The organism is Novosphingobium aquiterrae (genome assembly GCF_042434435.1).
Taxonomy (GTDB): Bacteria; Pseudomonadota; Alphaproteobacteria; order Sphingomonadales; family Sphingomonadaceae; genus Novosphingobium; species Novosphingobium aquiterrae.
The window spans coordinates 1-1,759 of sequence record NZ_JBHLTL010000009.1 but is presented as its reverse complement, the minus strand read 5'-3'; the positions used below and the strand labels follow the sequence as shown (position 1 = coordinate 1,759).

The 1,759-nt window shown below is 47.7% G+C and carries 3 protein-coding genes; 2 read left to right on the top strand and 1 reads right to left on the bottom strand.

Going from position 1 to position 1,759, the window contains the following annotated elements; translation table 11 throughout:
* Positions 1–527: 527 nt before the first annotated feature.
* Entirely contained in the window at positions 528–914 is a 387-nt protein-coding gene (locus ACFFF7_RS13400; RefSeq protein ID WP_379481870.1) for a hypothetical protein, read from the top strand.
* A 123-nt stretch (positions 915–1,037) separates the two neighbouring features.
* Positions 1,038–1,262: a hypothetical protein gene (locus tag ACFFF7_RS13395; RefSeq protein ID WP_379481869.1), complete on the top strand. Its 225-nt coding sequence runs from the start codon at positions 1,038–1,040 to the stop codon at positions 1,260–1,262.
* Between the two features lie 7 nt (positions 1,263–1,269).
* Here the strand turns inward: ACFFF7_RS13395 and ACFFF7_RS13390 are convergent, their stop codons facing one another.
* Positions 1,270–1,638, bottom strand: coding sequence for a TrbC/VirB2 family protein (locus ACFFF7_RS13390; RefSeq protein ID WP_379481868.1), 369 nt, complete (start codon positions 1,636–1,638; stop codon positions 1,270–1,272).
* Between the last annotated feature and the right edge of the window lie 121 nt (positions 1,639–1,759).

Here is a 1,759-nt window from a genome sequence, read left to right as displayed (position 1 = left end):
GCGCTTGCAACACCGCAAGCTGGCCGCATAACATCAACCCCCAAACGAGGCCCGCACTCCGCTGATCTACGCCGCGAGTTGTGCCGAATGTTCTGACGACGGACATTGCGCACGAGGCGAAAAAGGTAAGTGCTACAATAAGAGACCCAGACCGTCAGATTACGGCGGCCGGACGAGCAGTCAAAACAGCTATCGAAACTCGAGGTGCCAAACAAATAGCTCAAAGTATGGGCCTATCAGAAAATTTGCAGAGATCGGTGAATAGTGTCGTGGCTATAGGGACTAATGCCGGGCAGTATAAGGATTTTCTTGGAGTTGCGCGAGAAACAAGCGGAATGGATACCGGAAAAAACCATATCAGAGAGATGTTTGATAGCGTCGAAGGTTTACGCAATAGGTCTGCGGATTTTGTAAAGTGGTCTATTACACAAAAAAAATCGATATGTCTGACAGATTTAAACTATTAGCAATGGCGGGGTATGCGAATAGACTTGCTAACAGAATGCAAGAAACAATGGATGGCGTAGATGATTGACATACATGAACTTGAGTTTGGAAGTCTGAGTGATCGTGTAAGACTGACCTACGAACTAGATAAGAAAGATGTTTCAAAAAATCCGGACATTTTACGAATTTTGAGAAAAAATCTTGAAGAAAATGATGACGATTTATTGGAAATATCAATATTGCGTCTTGGAGTTCGTTTTATAGATGTTGATTCTACTGAATCAATTTTGAGAATTTTGAAGAAATCAAAGTCAGTATTGGTTAGATTATCATCTATAATTTCCTTGTCGGCGCTATATGAAGTAATACTTAAAAGCGATAGATTTAGAGCTCAAAATATATTATCAGAAATTTCTGAAATGAATTTGAGCGATGTTGAATTGAAAGCATTCAATAAGTTTTTTTGATGGAAGTAATCAGGAATCTATCTGGTCATATTTGTTACTACTGTTTAATATAGAGAGGAATTAGTTCTGATTACCTCGCGTATTAAAATGGATATCTTGATTTGAAGGTTGGAGGAATTTTTCATGCGTCTAACCATCGCAGCAATGTTTACCGGCGCAAATCTTTTAGCAAGCCCTGCGCATGCCACCGAGACGATCAAGTACACCTATGACGCCAAGGGCCGCATGGTAAAGGTCGAGCGCACCGGCACGGTCAACAACGGCGTGACCACCAACTACTCCCACGACAAGGCAGACAACCGAACCAATGTGAAAACCACAGGTTCGGGTAATGCCCCGCCGCCCTGAAGCGAAACTATTGCGGCACGGACGCCCCTGCATACGGATCGCGATTGCGCTGCGGTGGGCTAGGTAACGAAATTGGCGGCGGCGAAGGCGCTACTTCCACCTCGAACACCGCAGGCCCGGCATTCCAACTCGCAAGGCCCAGCAGTTCTCGTGCGATGGCGGGCGCACCGAACAGAATGAAGCAGCCAGCAACTACGCGAAAACCGTCGCACACGGCGACGCGCCCTTGCAACATCGCGAGCCCGATCCCAGCCACAGCAAGGATCGCGAACGTAGTTCCGGCGGTTCCGGTCAGCAAACCCGCGACCCAGTTAGACGCAACAGCTAGCGCGCCAGCATTGACGTTGGTCGCGGAATAGTTCCCTGCAAATGTCATGCCCCGATCATCTAATTGTCCGTCGTCAGAACATTCGGCACAACTCGCGGCGTAGATCAGCGGAGTGCGGGCCTCGTTTGGGGGTTGATGTTATGCGGCCAGCTTGCGGTGTTGCAAGCGC

Coding starts and splice junctions, on each gene's coding strand:
- ACFFF7_RS13400 (WP_379481870.1), top strand. CDS start 528: ATGATTGACATACATGAACTTGAGTTTGGAAGTCTGAGTGATCGTGTA.
- ACFFF7_RS13395 (WP_379481869.1), top strand. CDS start 1,038: ATGCGTCTAACCATCGCAGCAATGTTTACCGGCGCAAATCTTTTAGCA.
- ACFFF7_RS13390 (WP_379481868.1), bottom strand. CDS start 1,638: ATGACATTTGCAGGGAACTATTCCGCGACCAACGTCAATGCTGGCGCG.